19 protein-coding genes are annotated in these 12,992 nt (G+C 55.0%); 15 read left to right on the forward strand and 4 right to left on the reverse strand.

Annotation, left to right across the window (positions count from 1 at the left end; genetic code table 11):
• Together DYI22_RS04710 and DYI22_RS04715 are read right to left on the reverse strand one after the other, a co-directional pair.
• Positions 1-378 (reverse strand): transposase (locus DYI22_RS04710; RefSeq protein ID WP_228300844.1); only part of this gene is annotated, 378 nt, incomplete at its 3' end.
• Between the two features lie 970 nt (positions 379-1,348).
• Positions 1,349-2,392 carry an IS110 family transposase gene (locus tag DYI22_RS04715; protein WP_213476895.1) on the reverse strand — a complete coding sequence of 348 codons (1,044 nt, stop codon included), beginning with the start codon at positions 2,390-2,392 and terminating at the stop codon, positions 1,349-1,351.
• Between the two features lie 260 nt (positions 2,393-2,652).
• Here DYI22_RS04715 and DYI22_RS04720 point away from each other — a divergent pair, with 260 nt between their 5' ends.
• The 3 genes from DYI22_RS04720 to DYI22_RS04730 all read left to right on the forward strand — a co-directional run bounded on the left by DYI22_RS04720 (position 2,653) and on the right by DYI22_RS04730 (position 3,990).
• Positions 2,653-2,877 carry an addiction module protein gene (locus DYI22_RS04720; RefSeq protein ID WP_213476896.1) on the forward strand — a complete coding sequence of 75 codons (225 nt, stop codon included), beginning with the start codon at positions 2,653-2,655 and terminating at the stop codon, positions 2,875-2,877.
• The gene (locus DYI22_RS04725) at positions 2,874-3,167 is read left to right on the forward strand and encodes a type II toxin-antitoxin system RelE/ParE family toxin (RefSeq protein WP_213476897.1); all 294 of its coding nucleotides are present in this window, start codon (positions 2,874-2,876) and stop codon (positions 3,165-3,167) included. Before DYI22_RS04720 ends, DYI22_RS04725 begins: the two co-directional genes overlap by 4 nt.
• A 406-nt stretch (positions 3,168-3,573) precedes the next feature.
• Positions 3,574-3,990, forward strand: coding sequence for a GNAT family N-acetyltransferase (locus tag DYI22_RS04730; RefSeq protein ID WP_213476898.1), 417 nt, complete (start codon positions 3,574-3,576; stop codon positions 3,988-3,990).
• Positions 3,991-4,013: 23 nt separating this feature from the next.
• Here DYI22_RS04730 and DYI22_RS04735 read toward each other — a convergent pair whose 3' ends face one another.
• A complete protein-coding gene (locus DYI22_RS04735; RefSeq protein ID WP_416234553.1) occupies positions 4,014-4,172 on the reverse strand; it encodes a type II toxin-antitoxin system CcdA family antitoxin in 159 nt (52 codons plus the stop codon).
• 212 nt (positions 4,173-4,384) lie between these two features.
• Between DYI22_RS04735 and DYI22_RS04740 the strand changes: the two genes are divergently transcribed.
• From DYI22_RS04740 to DYI22_RS04760, 5 genes are all read left to right on the forward strand, one after another.
• Positions 4,385-4,888 carry a hypothetical protein gene (locus DYI22_RS04740; RefSeq protein ID WP_213476899.1) on the forward strand — a complete coding sequence of 168 codons (504 nt, stop codon included), beginning with the start codon at positions 4,385-4,387 and terminating at the stop codon, positions 4,886-4,888.
• Between the two features lie 281 nt (positions 4,889-5,169).
• Positions 5,170-5,427 (forward strand): type II toxin-antitoxin system Phd/YefM family antitoxin, encoded by a 258-nt coding sequence (locus tag DYI22_RS04745; protein WP_213476900.1) that lies wholly within the window; start codon positions 5,170-5,172, stop codon positions 5,425-5,427.
• Positions 5,415-5,717 carry a type II toxin-antitoxin system RelE/ParE family toxin gene (locus DYI22_RS04750; protein WP_213476901.1) on the forward strand — a complete coding sequence of 101 codons (303 nt, stop codon included), beginning with the start codon at positions 5,415-5,417 and terminating at the stop codon, positions 5,715-5,717. Before DYI22_RS04745 ends, DYI22_RS04750 begins: the two co-directional genes overlap by 13 nt.
• Positions 5,718-6,137: 420 nt before the next feature.
• Positions 6,138-6,626: a GNAT family N-acetyltransferase gene (locus DYI22_RS04755; RefSeq protein ID WP_213476902.1), complete on the forward strand. Its 489-nt coding sequence runs from the start codon at positions 6,138-6,140 to the stop codon at positions 6,624-6,626.
• A 24-nt stretch (positions 6,627-6,650) separates the two neighbouring features.
• Complete coding sequence (locus DYI22_RS04760; protein WP_213476903.1) at positions 6,651-6,926, forward strand: hypothetical protein; 276 nt, start codon at positions 6,651-6,653, stop codon at positions 6,924-6,926.
• Here DYI22_RS04760 and DYI22_RS04765 read toward each other — a convergent pair.
• Entirely contained in the window at positions 6,910-7,101 is a 192-nt protein-coding gene (locus DYI22_RS04765; protein ID WP_213476904.1) for a type II toxin-antitoxin system Phd/YefM family antitoxin, read from the reverse strand. The genes DYI22_RS04760 and DYI22_RS04765 overlap by 17 nt on opposite strands.
• 50 nt (positions 7,102-7,151) lie before the next feature.
• Here DYI22_RS04765 and DYI22_RS04770 point away from each other — a divergent pair, with 50 nt between their 5' ends.
• From DYI22_RS04770 to DYI22_RS04800, 7 genes are all read left to right on the forward strand, one after another.
• Positions 7,152-7,628, forward strand: a complete 477-nt coding sequence (locus DYI22_RS04770; protein WP_213476905.1) for a hypothetical protein — start codon at positions 7,152-7,154, stop codon at positions 7,626-7,628.
• Between the two features lie 96 nt (positions 7,629-7,724).
• On the forward strand, positions 7,725-8,351 hold the full coding sequence (locus tag DYI22_RS04775) for an FMN-binding negative transcriptional regulator (RefSeq protein ID WP_213476906.1): 627 nt from the start codon (positions 7,725-7,727) through the stop codon (positions 8,349-8,351).
• 118 nt (positions 8,352-8,469) lie between these two features.
• Positions 8,470-9,903 carry an AsmA family protein gene (locus DYI22_RS04780; protein ID WP_213476907.1) on the forward strand — a complete coding sequence of 478 codons (1,434 nt, stop codon included), beginning with the start codon at positions 8,470-8,472 and terminating at the stop codon, positions 9,901-9,903.
• Between the two features lie 205 nt (positions 9,904-10,108).
• On the forward strand, positions 10,109-10,747 hold the full coding sequence (locus tag DYI22_RS04785) for an esterase/lipase family protein (protein ID WP_213476908.1): 639 nt from the start codon (positions 10,109-10,111) through the stop codon (positions 10,745-10,747).
• Between the two features lie 67 nt (positions 10,748-10,814).
• A complete protein-coding gene (locus DYI22_RS04790; protein WP_213476909.1) occupies positions 10,815-11,657 on the forward strand; it encodes a peptidylprolyl isomerase in 843 nt (280 codons plus the stop codon).
• 7 nt (positions 11,658-11,664) lie between these two features.
• A complete protein-coding gene (locus DYI22_RS04795) occupies positions 11,665-12,579 on the forward strand; it encodes a lipase secretion chaperone (protein ID WP_213476910.1) in 915 nt (304 codons plus the stop codon).
• 90 nt (positions 12,580-12,669) lie between these two features.
• Entirely contained in the window at positions 12,670-12,960 is a 291-nt protein-coding gene (locus DYI22_RS04800) for a YkgJ family cysteine cluster protein (protein WP_213476911.1), read from the forward strand.
• Positions 12,961-12,992: the final 32 nt, after the last annotated feature.

Raw genomic sequence — 12,992 nt, forward strand, 5'->3', positions numbered from 1 at the left:
CATCGAGCCCATAGCTCCTGCTTCTGCTGATGGGTCAGCCCTCTGGTCTTTGATACTTGCTGCGGCATTTTGAAAGCCCCGATAGTTACCAGTGTGCATTATGTTGCATTGACCGGTTGAATCTACCGCGGCCTTTTTTAGTATGTCGCGTTCCTCCGTCACCCGGCGCAGTTCGGCCCGCAGCTGACGAAGCTCATCCTGCTGCTCCGTAATGTGCTGGTGCTGGCTTCCAGGATCGCCATACAGCTTGATCCACTTGTACAGACTGCCGGAGGTGATCCCGAGTCTCCGGCACACGTCGGATACCTTGTAGCCGCGCTCCGTGACCTGCTTCACCGCCTCGATCTTGAATTCTTCGGAGTATCGCTTTGCGCTCATCATCAACACCTGTAGATTTGCGTTTAGTGTAACGCTACCAGGCGTCTACTGTATCGGGGGCTTGCCAGCCCCAGCGGCCAGTTCATACTATGGTGAACTGGGTTACACGCACAATGACCGGTGCTGGCTTCTGGAACCGGGGGTGACCATTGGCAATTAACAAGTCAATTAAGTTCGTTCCGGCCTGCGGCCTACACCGGACGCCCCTGTCGGGGCGCCGCTTATTTTCGGCGTTAACTGTTTATGAGCTGGATAGAGAAACTCGACCATTACGGCGCCAACTTTCTGATAGATGAGCTAGTTTGGCATCTCAAGGAAGGGAGGGTGCCAGCTTCCGTCTCAATGGAAAGTTCACCCGTGCGTACCGGTGTTGTATTTCATTTTGTAGATGGAGGCACCGCATTCTTGACGGTCCCGGAACGAGCATTAGATGACCATTGGCGTGAGGCGCAAGATATCTCCTCGAAATTTAATGAGCTACGAGGCCTCCGTTTTGAGGCCAGTTAACACATATGAGCCTTCTCGGAATCAACAGGCAATAGTCATTTTTTTGGCCGCGCCAGCGGCCAACCTAAATCCATGAGCGAGAACGCCTGCTTCGCTAGTCTCGTTTGGCTGTCAGGCACTTACAGCAAACACATATAGGGGCTCTCTTACATGGCTTTAGGCCATTGCCTGACCGGTCGTTCCATCGGTGGGTCAGGGGCACCAGACATTCATCGGTTAACCGGTCACTGGCACTATTCAAGGTGGCGGGCTGCACGGCTCCAGTTAGTTCCAGGCTCAGGACCGGTGTAAGCGCACTGGCTCATGGTATTAAGGCACGCCCACGGGCTGGCTAATCAAAGCGTCTGGTTTCAACATCGGTGACAGAAAACCGCATGGGTATCGAATACCAGTCAGCAGACTCGCAGTCTTCAACGTCGTCCTTTCTGATCCAGTTAGACGTCATGCTCAGCCCGTGGCGTGACTAACCTTTCAGGAACCGTTGTTCATCGAACACCCGTTTGTCTTTGAGCATGAAGTACACCGCTCGTCCCAACTTGTGGGCCAGGGCCGATAGGGCCTTGGCCTTGTTCATCCGCTTCTGAAGTTTCTCAACGTAGCGCTTGGCCTTGTCGTTGTTACGGATAAACAGCACCGCTGCTTCCGAGAATGCCCACTTCAGATGGGCGTTGCCGATTTTGTTGCCCTGGGTACCGTAGACCTTGCCGGCGGATTCGGCTTTGCACTTCACCAGACGAGCGTAGGACGCGAACTTCTGAACGGATTCGAAGCGTCGAATATCTCCGACTTCATAAAGAATGGTCAGCGCCAGGATGCGGCCGACTCCGGGAATGGTTTTCAGCACGCTGAGTGAGGCTGGATCGTGCTGCTTGGCTTGTTGTTCCAGGTGCCACTCGAGCTTTTTGAGCTCGTGTTGATAACAGTCGACGATCGCAAGATCCAGGTCGACGTTACGCTGGACGTCTGGATCGCTAAAAGCCGCGGTCAGTTGTGATCGGCCACCGGGGTTGTTGAGGTTGGCTTTGCTGGGCGGCAGATTGTACTGACTCAAGGTATTCACGGCGTGAGCCTTGAGCATGGCCCCATGCTGGACGATGCGGGTGCGTCGGCGCAGCAGGTCGCGAGTGGCCCGCATTGCTTTGGGATAGACGTAGGCCACCGGGAAATTACCACCACGCATAAGCATCGCAATCTTGAAAGAATCGATGCGATCGTTCTTGGTCTTGCCACCGTGGATGGCCTTCATATAGAGCGCATGGCCCAGGATAAAGTGGATGCCATGGTCTTCGCACAGGTCTGATATCCAGTACCAGCAGTGCATGCATTCAACGCCAACCACAAGGTCATCGCGAAAGGGTTCGAGCAAGGCCAGTAGGGGTTCCGGGCGGGCTTTGATTTCCTTGTGCAGCAACACCTCACCCTGCTGGTCGATGATGCAGACGTACAGGCTGCGGGCGTGCAGATCGATTCCACAATAATGGCGGTGGGTGCTATGGTAAAAGTTCATTGAGTCTTCTCCCTTGTAGTGCTTGGTCGCCTTCCAGCTTAGCGGGCAACCGCTGGGCTGGGGAGAAGGCTCAATCAGTATCAAAGCAAATCAGTCTGACGGCTTTTCCGTTGCTCGTTTTGCGGTTTAACGCTACGCTACCGCAAAACAATCAACTACAAAGCCGCAGCTGTTTGCGGCGTTAAAGCAAAAACCGCGTCGTGGCACCCGGTACTCATCCGTGTCAAAATTGAATAATAAGCGAACGATAGGTTTCTTCCATGAATCTCCAGAAAATTGAAAATGAGGCCCTACACCTCTCTAAAGAGGAGCGAGCCCAATTGATCCAGCGACTGGTATTGAGTCTGGAGTCTCCGTCAGAAGAAGAACTCAGGTCAGATTGGTTGCTCGAGGCTCGCCGTAGAGGCGAAGAGCTCGATAATGGCTCAGTTCAAGCCGTGTCCGGTGAAGATGTCATGAGGAAGGCTAGAGCACTGATCAAATGAACTATTCTTTTCACCCGGCAGCGGAAGCCGAATTCCTGGAATCAGTTGGTTATTACGAATCAAAGGTTCCGGGATTGGGTGGTGCCTTCATAGAGGAATTTGAGGCCCTGGCCAACTTAATTGGCGAGTCTCCAAAAGCCTGGCAAGCTGAATTGTCGCCAGATATTCGTAGAGCGCCCCTTCACAGATTTCCCTTGTCTATCATTTACCGAGAGAGCCCGGATGGTTTTCAGGTTCTGGCTGTTGCCCATGACCGCCGGCGTCCGCAGTACTGGCTGGGAAGGCTTTAACAATCGGCTGCACAGCGACCGATTTTCCGCCGCTTCGCGGCTCCAAACCGGCGCGTGAGCCAAGCGTTAAATTGCAGGAATGTCATGCGAGTAGGGACCTATATTTTCATTGTTAATGGGCTGCTAGGCGCGTGTTTCAGCTTCATTGCATTGTCTGGAGCTGCGCTTCCCTATCCGGACCCAACGCCGGAGATGTTGGATCAGCAATCAAATAGCGTTCAATTTTGGGGCTACTCCCTGCTCGGAAACTTTTTACTTATCATCAGTGGTGGCTGGGGGTAGTGGCGTTTTCGCCGCAAGAATTAATCAAGTAGTTGTGGTCAGCTTGGGACTGCAACTTAACCAGGCGCATCAATACGCGACCGATGGGCGCTGTTGTGCGCGGCGTTAATTGCCAAGGAGAGGTATGGCTATCAGCTTCCAGGTGAATCACCCCATTACCACTGACCAGTTCATCGGTTTGCTGGAGAGTTCGACCCTTGGGGAGCGTCGGCCAATTCACGATCGAGACTGTGTGGAAGGGATGATATCCAACTCCAATCTCGTCGTAAGCGCGTGGGATGATGATTTGTTGGTCGGCATCGCTCGCAGCGTCACGGATTTTCACTATGCCTGCTACCTGTCAGATTTGGCAGTTCATCAGAACTACCAACGATCAGGAATAGGCAAACGATTACAGTCACTGACCCAGGAGCAACTGGGGCCACTCTGCAAATTGATACTCATCGCGGCACCTGCAGCCAATTCGTACTATGGTCAGTTTGGTTACACTCACAATGATCGCTGCTGGGTTCTGGATGCGGGGGTGACCATTGGCAATTAACAAGGCCCGGCACGCGACGTCTACTACATTGCGGCTTCGCGTTTCGAAAGCTCTTCTTTCAGAGCTCGTTCCAGGCTGGCAGACAAGTTAATGTTCAGTTCCCGGGTTTTACGCAGAAGATCGCTGTTGATTGAGAGGTTCACTGCTTTTTTGGGGGCGGCTGAGTTATAGAGTTCGGCCATGAGGGCCTCCCAGAAGGTATAGAATACAAAGTTTAATCTTATGCGCACGCAAGCATTTGACCAATGGCTGTTGTCGGACGTGCCTACGCTGGCGCTCCGTCACGCCGCAAATCTGCGCTTTGACGAGCAAAGGACATATGCGATTTCTGTGTTTTTACCCCATCAGCTTTTTTCTCTTCGTTTTCCCTGCGGTGCTTGTCGCGGCAGAGAGCTTGGACGAACGCTTATTCTCTGAACTGCGACTAATCAACCAGTCCATGAATAAGTTGGCTTCGGAAAACGAGTTGTTTATCAAAGAGCTGGACAGAGAGCGTTGCATGAAAGCAGCGCCTCAAAGAAATGCTCCAATGAGTCCATCCTGCGAGGAGCAATCACTGAAGCATTTGGCCACCTTGGACGATAGCAATCGAAAATCAGAAGTGTATGTGCAACAAATGGTTGAAGGGTGGGCCAAGGTCTACGGAATGTTGCGCGTCGCACACATGCAATGTGACCTAAATAGCATCAATTTTGAGGCGGTGCCGGCTTCTCTGAGAGCGCAATCTAGATTAGTCGAACTAGATCCGGACGATGTTCTCTTGAAGTACATTGAGGCATCTGAAGGCACATTGGATGAGGATCTCAATGAACTTGATTGCGATGCGATCAAATCGTTTACTGACACTGTTCAACAGATAGTTATCGCGGCACGTCGGGCACAGGAAAGAATGCGTTAGCCTGTGCAGGCACGGCAATTCGAGCTAAGGGCCTTGCTGATGAATCCTTACTCGCAGAATTATCAGACGAATTTCGGGAGCAAACGGACCCCAAGCGGTTTGGTTGGGAGTAAAGTGCCGAACCAAGTGTTCCCGTTTGTTCCGAGCCAGACGATTCTCCACCGGACAGCCTTGTCGCCGCTTCGCTATGCCAAAGCCACTGATAGCTGGCGCTAGCTGTGATTGCCCCACCCACAAAGTGATACTATAGTGGCACTATCAATTTAAGTCAGGGTGAGCCCATGAAAGTTGAGCTTGTTACAAATCTTAAGCGCCAAGCTACAAAAATCCTGGCAGACCTGCATCTATCTAAAGAACCGGTACTGATCACTGAACATGGCCAGCCATCGGCTTATCTTGTTGACGTGCAGGATTACGAGTTCATGCAGCGTCGGCTTGCGCTGCTTGACGGGCTCTCACGAGGAGAGCGTGCTGTACTTGAGGGAAGAACGTACAGTCAAAGTGAGGCCAGGGAGAAAATGAGTAAATGGCTGAAGTAATCTGGACTGAGCCGGCCCTTCAAGAGTTGGATGCCATTGCCGAGTACATTGCTCTGGATAATCCTACGGCCGCTAGTCATCTGGTCCAGGAAGTTTTCGAGAAGACCGAGCGTTTGGAGGACTTCCCCCAATCCGGGCGGATTCCTTCAGAGCTCCCTAACTCAGTATACAGGGAAATAGTTGTTCCACCGTGTCGCATTTTTTATCGTGAGGATGAGAAGCGGGTTCTTGTCCTCTATGTCATGCGAGACGAGAGGCAGCTTCGTGCGTACATGCTTGGGAGCAGCTAACCAAGCCCGTGAGCCGGGCGTTATGAGTCTTGAGCTATGAGTATGGATTGCCCAAATTGTAGCAAGCCAGCTACCAGTGCTATTGCTAAATGCTTTGGGCAAGTGGGGTCGATTTACTGCAAAAGCTGTAAATCGAATTTAGGTATCCCGCTCGCCAGAAATATGAAAAATGTAGTCGTCGGGCTCATTCTGTTTGTCTTCAGTTATGTCATATCAAGCAGCTTGCTAGGTGCGTCAGCTCTATCTTCTTTGTTGTTGATATATTTGACCTTTAGGGAGCCTTTCGTTGCATACGACTCATAACCATGCCAGTCACGGCGACAGCTACTACATTGCGGCTTCGCCTCCATTCCGTAGCAGCGAGTGCTGAGCGGCGTTAGGCACCCGAGTTATCCATGAATAGTAGACAGGGAGTAGTCGATGGTAATCAGGGACGTGTGTTTTCCCTCGGATAGCAGGGAACTCCGACAGTTAATTTATGAGTACGCTGATTGGCTTGGCATTGATCTTTCTTTTCAGGATTTTGAAGGAGAGATGGCCAAGCTAGAAACACTCTATACTCTACCAAGCGGGCAATACACGTTCGCAATGATGGGTTCTGTTGTCGCTGGGGGTGTTGGTTTCAGGAGAATTGACGAGCATACGGCAGAGGTAAAGCGCTTGTACGTCCGTCCGGACCATCAGGGGAAATCTATCGGCTGGTCACTTATGGAAAACCTTCTGCTGAAACTGAAAAGCTTAGGCTATGACCGGCTCGTTCTGGACGCAGTCCCTCCCACGAGAAAAGCCCAGGCCTTGTACGAGAGAATGGGGTTTACCGAAATTGAGCCCTATTTCCACAACCCGGTACCTGACACCAAGTTCTACGCATTTGATCTCCGCAATCAAGCTGTAGAGCAAAGTGCTTAACAAACGCGGTCAAGGGAGTTTTCGGTGAGCAAAGAAGAACTTTCCCCAGAGGACCAAACCTACTACAAGCGTTTTGAGGTCAAGCCGCTACGAGTATTGCTGTATTTCCTGGCAGTGGTTTACTTGGTGCTTGTCTTTGCGGTTGGTGGTGCTCAGTTCAGCGGAGGTTTTTTCAGCGGGGCGGTCGGGAGCTTTATTCTGATTCAAGGGATCGATCTCGCTAACAGGAGACTTACCGTAATTGGTGGGTTCCTGACAGTTGTGAGCGTCTTACAGACGATATCTATGGCGTTGTTATGAAGTGCGCGCGCAGAAGGTATGCAGTTTCTTGCAGCGCCTCGTAGTCCTCCAGGGAGATCATTACAACAGACTGCGCCTTGCTCCGGGCGATGATCACCGAGGAATGGTCCTCACAGACCTGCTCCATGGTTTTTGCTAGATTGGTTCTGGCAGCTGTGCAGCTAATGGCATCCATAACGCCCCTCCTGTTCAGGATGTTGATCATGTTCAGGATGCCATACGCCTATGGATGTAAAAGTTGGCCGCACAGCGAATGCCCTTTTCGCTGCATTCCAAGGGCGCCGCTGCGCTTCACTTTATGCACAGGAAACGAGTTTGATCAAAAAGCTGTTCACAGAAAAACTCTACGTGAAAATCTCGCGAAATCATTTTGAGATCGTAAAGGTCTCAGGTGATCTTGTTGTCGAGGTTGTTTCTTCACCGGAACCCTTCAGCACATCTCGACTTCTGATAGGGGAGTTCCGATTAGCCGAGCACCATTTGTCGAAAGGCATAAAGAAAGTTTTGCCCAGGCAACTTCTCAAAAAGAGCCCGGAAATACTGATGCATCCGCTTGAGATGACGGAGGGTGGATTGTCTGAAGTAGAGACAAAAGTCCTGCGGGAAATCGCTCTTGGTACTGGGGCACACAAAGTGGAAATATGGTTGGGGGAAGAACTTACACCCCAACAAGCAGCACAAAAATTGGAAAATGCACAATAAGGCCAGTTACCGCGATATCTACTCCGTTGCGGAATCCGTAATGCATGGCTAATCAACGGGTGAAGTCCAACGCACTCTACTCAGGAGCATAAAAGGATGTATATCCCGAATCACTTCAAAGAAGACGACCAGGAAAAGCTTCAACAGTACATTCGCGATTATAGCTTCGGGATGCTCGTCATCGCCGACGATAAAGGAATTGAGGCCAATCACGTTCCCTTTCATCTGAGTGCTGGTGAAAACGGCTGTCTTGGTACTCTTCAGTGTCATCTGGCTCGCAATAATCCCGTCTGGCAGCGCATGCAGGGCGGAGCTTCAGTGCTTGCGGTTTTTCAGGGGCCAGATGCTTACGTTTCACCCTCATGGTACCCGACCAAGGCTGAGACAGGCCGGGTCGTCCCCACATGGAACTATCTGGCTGTCCATGCACAAGGTAGCGCCCAGATTATTCAGGATCCAAACTGGTTGAAGCATCATCTCCATCAGCTTACAGACCAACATGAAGCGCAAATGGCCGCTCCTTGGTCTGTTGGTGATGCGCCAACGGATTTCACTGATCGTTTGGTGCAGGCTATTGTTGGTGTAGAGATTAAAATTGAAGCTTTGACGGGTAAGTTGAAAGCCAGTCAGAATCAGCCAGAGAGGAATCGAACCGGTGTCAAAGCTGGCCTGGAGACCGGAGCAGGAGCGCATAACCGTGCCATGGCCAAGCTCATCAGCTAACCATGGGCTGTAAAGTCCCCGGGTGAACTGGTCCCCGTGCTCTGAGCTTGTATTGCAGGTACCTCGTGTTTCCCGACTCGATGCAGCCCACACAGGAAAGGAGAAGCCAGGCTCTGTCATGGCCCACACACTGATGACTACCCACAGGGGAAAGGCGGCTTTGATCGCTCTGGTGTTGGCGGCGCTGTTGCTGGTGGCCATCCTTGTTGCCTGGCTGGCAATCGATACCGGCCAGATACGGTCGCGGCTGGCGGTGGGGCTCGGTGAGGCGCTGGGCATGCAGGTGCAGATCCGGCAGCCTCTGGAACTGAACCTGCTGCCGCGCCCGGGGGTTACCGTCGAGGGCCTGGAAGCGAGCAAGGATGGGGAGGTTGTGGCAACAGCCGCCAGTGTGCAGGTGGGCTTTGCGTGGTCCCGCTTGCTGACGGGCAATCTCCAACCGGTGACTTTTCACATCCGGCAACTAGAGCTGGCCGTGGAGCGCTCCGCCGCCGGCGAACTGAACCTCCCGATGCAGCAGGCCGGTGAACTCGACCCCTTGTCGCTGGACAGGGCGCAGGTGTCCGATGCCCGAATCACCTACCTTGACCGGTCCAGCGAGCGGGAGTGGCGGTTTGAGCGGTGCGCGCTGAATCTACATGACATCCGCCATGGCGGTGGCACGCAGCAGCAGGTGCTGGAATCGCTGGCCGCCGAGGGTGAGATCCGCTGCAATACCTTCAGCCAGGACCGTTTCCGGGTAGCCGACCTGCTGGTGCGGATACGTGGGGAACGCGGCGCCTTAGAGCTCGATCCGGTGTCCGCGACCGCCTTCGGGGGCGACTTCTCCGGGCGGATCAAAGGCGACTTTTCCTCTGAAACCCCGACCTTCAGTCTGGACAGTACCCTGTCCGGTTTCGAATTAAGCACCTTCATGAACGTGCTGAACCCGGATCAGCAAGCCACCGGCCAGATCGATATGGAGTTGGCCCTCGAGGCCCGTGGCGGAAGCTGGCAGGCCCTCCGGCAAAGCGCCGCCGGCAGCTTCGGTATGCACTCACGCGAGCTGACGTTCAAAGGCTACGATCTGGATGAGGAGCTGAAGGATTACGCCGAAACCCAGAGCTTCAACCTGGTTGATGTTGGCGCGGTGCTCCTGGCGGGCCCCGTCGGCCTTGCGGTTTCCCGGGGCTACGAATTCACCGGCTTGCTCGGCGACTCCGAAGGCACCACCACCATTGAGCAGATGGTGTCGGAGTGGAAGGTTGACCAGGGTGTCGCACAGGCCAGCGATGTCGCCTTCCGCACTCCCCGGCACCGTCTGGCACTGCAGGGCGCCCTGGACTTCGGCAATGTCAGCTTCGAGAACCTGCGGGTGGCGGTGGTCGACGCCGACGGCTGCGCGGTGGTCGAACAACAGATCACCGGCCCGTTCCACGATCCCGAGATCCAGAAGCCCAATGTGCTGGTCGCGGTCACCGGCCCGATGCTCGATCTGGTTCAGCGCGGGGTGCGGGCAATTACCAACCGCGACTGCGACACCTTCTACAGCGGATCGCTGCCCCATCCCTGACGCCGGCACTTCGTGAAGCCCGTCACACTTCTGTGCCCCCTCCCCCATACGGGCGATGGCTGCTCCCGCCGCAGCCGGTCTAAATTTGACCACCTGAAATGGCGTTGAAGCCCCGTATGCGGGCCGCCGTACCCATTCCAGAGTTGTTGATCCAGAGCCTCAGAACACACACGTGTTCACAACAAATACAACAAAGGTCAACCTTATGAACAATCCCATCAGAAAGCTGTCCATGCTGGCATTGCTGGCATCCCTGCTGTTCGCCGGCTCTGCGCAGGCGGCCTGTAACGCAGACCCGATCGTGTTCGTACACGGTTATTCAGGCTGGAAATCCCAGTTTGACGTGATGATCAACCGCTTCAAGAACGACGGCACCCCCGCCTGCGCCTTGTACAAGTTCGGGTACAACAGCCTGGGCAAGAGTAACAAGACCAGTGCCAGGGAATTGAAGTCGTTCGTTAATAACATTCGGCCGAACCACGGCTGGCGCAAAGCAAAGATCATCGCCCACTCCAACGGTGGTCTGGTCTCGCGCTGGTACCGGGTGTTCGAAGGCGGCTCTGCCGCAACCAGCCGCCTGGTCACCCTCGGCACGCCCCACAAGGGTACCGCCTGGGCCTACGGCTGCTGGAGCCCGGCCTGCTCCGAGATGCGTTACAACTCGTCGTTCCTGCAGTCCCTGTCCGGGCGCGGATGCGACGTGTCGCTGTGGTCTGCCCTGGATGAAATCATCATCCCGCAGAGCAACGCCAAATGCGGCAATAGCCTGCGCACCTCCAGTGTGGGTCATCTGACCCTGATGATCTGGAAAGGTGTCTACGACGACGTCCGGCGCTTCCTGTAAGCCGTCGTTGGCCGTGCCTGATTGGAACCATCAGGCACGGCCAACCCTCCTCTCCTCGAGGCATTCCATGAAACACACAATGCTGATGCTGACGCTCTCCCTGCCGCTGGTGTTCTCCGGCCTCGCCCAGGCAGATGAACCGGTGAGTGCCGCCAGCCATGACAACATCGGCGATCCGGACGTGTTCGCCACCGTCAATGGCACCACACTAGGCACCAACCTCTACCACTTCCTGTTGGGTACCCGGGCCGCGGAACATTCGGAACGACTCGCCTACGACGATGGCTTCGATGCCGAGATGAACCGCCAGCAAACCGCCAAAGATCTGGTGATGACGGAGGTTCTGGCGCAACAGGCAACCCGGCTGGGGATGCACGAGTCCGAGCGGGTAAAAGTGGAAATGGCGATGGCGGAGAAAACCCTGCTGGCGCAGCTGTATGTGAAACAGCTGATGGACACCATAGCGATCGACGAAACCGAGATACGCCGGCACTACGACCAGCAACGTGAACAGGCGATGTACCGCTTCATGATCTGGCGCACGCCCCATCAGGCCCACGCGGTGGAGCTCCTGAACGCACTGAAGGCCGGCAACGACCCGGGCGCCAGCGGGGAGGATATGATTGAAACGCCCTGGTTGCGGGATACCGATATCGCCCCGGAAGTGAACGACCTGGTGCGGCAGCTGGGCGTGGATGAGTTTGCCAGCGAGCCGGTGTTCCAGGACGGCTACTGGAAAGTGGTGCAGGTGATTGACAGTCAGGTCATGGCGAAGCAAAGCTACGAAGAAGCGAGGGACATCATCAGAGCAGAACTGGTGAGTCTGAAGCTGGACGAAAAACTTGCAGAACTCGCCGACAACGCGGCGATCGTTTTTAACGATCAATACGCGGTGCGGCCAACGAACTGACCCGAGCATGGCAACTACAGTCCGGTCAAAAGGAATACTGCCTGGCCTCGCCCTGCTCGGGGCCGGCGTCGCATGCCTGCTGTTTGCCTATGTCTTTGTTGCCGGGCCGACCAAGAACGACAACTCATCGGCAGCAGCTCCGGCCATTCAGCCCGAGACAGCTGCGGCAGCCCCTGCCGAGCCCCCGGAGCGAGACGCCCGCGTTGAGGCTGGCCCTACGGGTTTTGCGGCGGCTCCGGCCTACCGGGCCCCGGATGATACAACCCCTGAATCCCAAACCCAGTTGCAGGAAGCGGAACTGGAACACCTGCGTGAGGTGTTTCAGAACAGCGTCGCCCCGTCATTCCAGTACGATTTCCAGTTGAATCGCGAGGGGCGTTCGGCCATTGATGCGTTCGTTGCCAGCATGCCGGAAGATCTTGGCAGCGCCGACCTGGACACCCTTTCAACGATGATTGAAAGCCAGCTTTCCACTCCCGCGGCGGCGGATCTGGCGTTCATCATCACCCACCAGTATCGGCTTGAGCGGGAAGAGGCCCGCCTGATGAAAGAGATCGGGCCGGTGACCACCATGGCCGGCCAGCAGGAAGTGCAGGCGCAGCTTGCCCAGTTACGGGAGGAGTGGTTCGGGCCGGAACTGTCCGGCCGGCTGTTCGGGGAGGCCGAAGAAGGCCAGCCCGTCGCAGCGGACGACAACACCGGCGAGGCGCCGCAACCGCGGAGCGAGGAACAGGCCGAACTGGCGTCGATCGAAACCCAGTGGCAACAGCGATACCAGGCCTTCCTTGCGGAAAAGCACTTCATCGACAACGCCGGCCTGGACCGCACCGAAAAAGACCGACAGATCGAGGCCTTACTGCAACAGCACTACGCCCCCGACGAACTAGAGGCGGCCCGCGCGTTTGATCAACTGGAACCGTAGCGGCACGATAATCCCCACACGTGCGGCGCGTCGTTTTGATAGGATGGCGGACTACCAAGCCCATACCGCGCCTGAGCCGATCCTGCATCCATGACGATTCCCCTGAAAGACATCACCTCCCCGGAAATTTCCTGCTCAAGCTGTCAGGCGTGTTGCTGCCGACTGGAAGTGATGATCATCTCCGACACCGGTGTTCCCGAGCGCCACATTGCCTTCGATGAATGGGGCGGGGAAACCATGAAGCGATTGGAGGATGGCTGGTGTTCGGCACTGGACCGGGAAACCTTCCTGTGCACGATCTATGAGAACCGCCCCTGGATTTGCCGGGAATTTGAAATGGGGTCCTATGAGTGCCGGGAAGAACGGGCGGAACTGCTGTAGGTACGCCGGAGCCGTGGTATCAGAAAACCGGC

The organism is Marinobacter lipolyticus, assembly GCF_018424605.1.
GTDB lineage: Bacteria > Pseudomonadota > Gammaproteobacteria > Pseudomonadales > Oleiphilaceae > Marinobacter > Marinobacter lipolyticus_B.

Excerpts from the sequence above, each read along its gene's own strand:
- DYI22_RS04715 (WP_213476895.1), bottom strand. The coding sequence starts at position 2,392 with ATGAACTTTTACCATAGCACCCACCGCCATTATTGTGGAATCGATCTG.
- DYI22_RS04720 (WP_213476896.1), top strand. The coding sequence starts at position 2,653 with ATGAATCTCCAGAAAATTGAAAATGAGGCCCTACACCTCTCTAAAGAG.
- DYI22_RS04725 (WP_213476897.1), top strand. The coding sequence starts at position 2,874 with ATGAACTATTCTTTTCACCCGGCAGCGGAAGCCGAATTCCTGGAATCA.
- DYI22_RS04730 (WP_213476898.1), top strand. The coding sequence starts at position 3,574 with ATGGCTATCAGCTTCCAGGTGAATCACCCCATTACCACTGACCAGTTC.
- DYI22_RS04735 (WP_416234553.1), bottom strand. The coding sequence starts at position 4,172 with ATGGCCGAACTCTATAACTCAGCCGCCCCCAAAAAAGCAGTGAACCTC.
- DYI22_RS04745 (WP_213476900.1), top strand. The coding sequence starts at position 5,170 with ATGAAAGTTGAGCTTGTTACAAATCTTAAGCGCCAAGCTACAAAAATC.
- DYI22_RS04750 (WP_213476901.1), top strand. The coding sequence starts at position 5,415 with ATGGCTGAAGTAATCTGGACTGAGCCGGCCCTTCAAGAGTTGGATGCC.
- DYI22_RS04755 (WP_213476902.1), top strand. The coding sequence starts at position 6,138 with ATGGTAATCAGGGACGTGTGTTTTCCCTCGGATAGCAGGGAACTCCGA.
- DYI22_RS04765 (WP_213476904.1), bottom strand. The coding sequence starts at position 7,101 with ATGGATGCCATTAGCTGCACAGCTGCCAGAACCAATCTAGCAAAAACC.
- DYI22_RS04770 (WP_213476905.1), top strand. The coding sequence starts at position 7,152 with ATGGATGTAAAAGTTGGCCGCACAGCGAATGCCCTTTTCGCTGCATTC.
- DYI22_RS04775 (WP_213476906.1), top strand. The coding sequence starts at position 7,725 with ATGTATATCCCGAATCACTTCAAAGAAGACGACCAGGAAAAGCTTCAA.
- DYI22_RS04780 (WP_213476907.1), top strand. The coding sequence starts at position 8,470 with ATGGCCCACACACTGATGACTACCCACAGGGGAAAGGCGGCTTTGATC.
- DYI22_RS04785 (WP_213476908.1), top strand. The coding sequence starts at position 10,109 with ATGAACAATCCCATCAGAAAGCTGTCCATGCTGGCATTGCTGGCATCC.
- DYI22_RS04790 (WP_213476909.1), top strand. The coding sequence starts at position 10,815 with ATGAAACACACAATGCTGATGCTGACGCTCTCCCTGCCGCTGGTGTTC.
- DYI22_RS04795 (WP_213476910.1), top strand. The coding sequence starts at position 11,665 with ATGGCAACTACAGTCCGGTCAAAAGGAATACTGCCTGGCCTCGCCCTG.
- DYI22_RS04800 (WP_213476911.1), top strand. The coding sequence starts at position 12,670 with ATGACGATTCCCCTGAAAGACATCACCTCCCCGGAAATTTCCTGCTCA.